The organism is Nostoc sp. 106C, from assembly GCF_002154725.1.
Lineage (GTDB): Bacteria > Cyanobacteriota > Cyanobacteriia > Cyanobacteriales > Nostocaceae > Aulosira.
Window position 1 is genome coordinate 1 of record NZ_MTAW01000010.1, and the last position, 495, is coordinate 495.

At 52.7% G+C, this 495-nt stretch carries 1 protein-coding gene; it reads left to right on the top strand.

Annotation, left to right across the window (positions count from 1 at the left end):
- Positions 1-495: pentapeptide repeat-containing protein (locus BV375_RS00080; RefSeq protein WP_208099018.1), on the top strand; the 495-nt coding region annotated here is incomplete at both ends.

Consider the following 495-nt stretch of genomic DNA (forward strand, 5'->3'; position numbering starts at 1 on the left):
TCTGCATGATGCGGTCATTGACGAGGCAACAATAATTAGCGACAAATGGCGGTTGCTGTGGAAAATTGTCAATCAGCCATCTAAAGGTCGAAATTTGAGTGGTGCCGACCTGAACCGTGTTTCTCTGCATGATGCGGTAATTGATCTAGCAACAATAATTAGCGACAAATGGCGGTTGCTGTGGGAAATTGTCAATCACTCATCTAAGGCTCGAAATCTGAGTGGTGCCAACCTAATTGATGCCAACCTAATTGATGCCAACCTGAGCCGTGCCAACCTGAGGGATGCCTACCTAATTGATGCCAACCTGAGCAATGCCGACCTGAGCCGTGCCAACCTGAGGGATGCCTACCTAATTGATGCCAACCTGAGCGATGCCGACCTGAGCCGTGCCAACCTGAGGGATGCCGACCTGAGGGGTGCCAACCTGAGCGGTGCCGACCTGAGCCGTGCTGACCTGAGCGGTGCCAACCTGAGCGGTGCCAACCTGAGCAA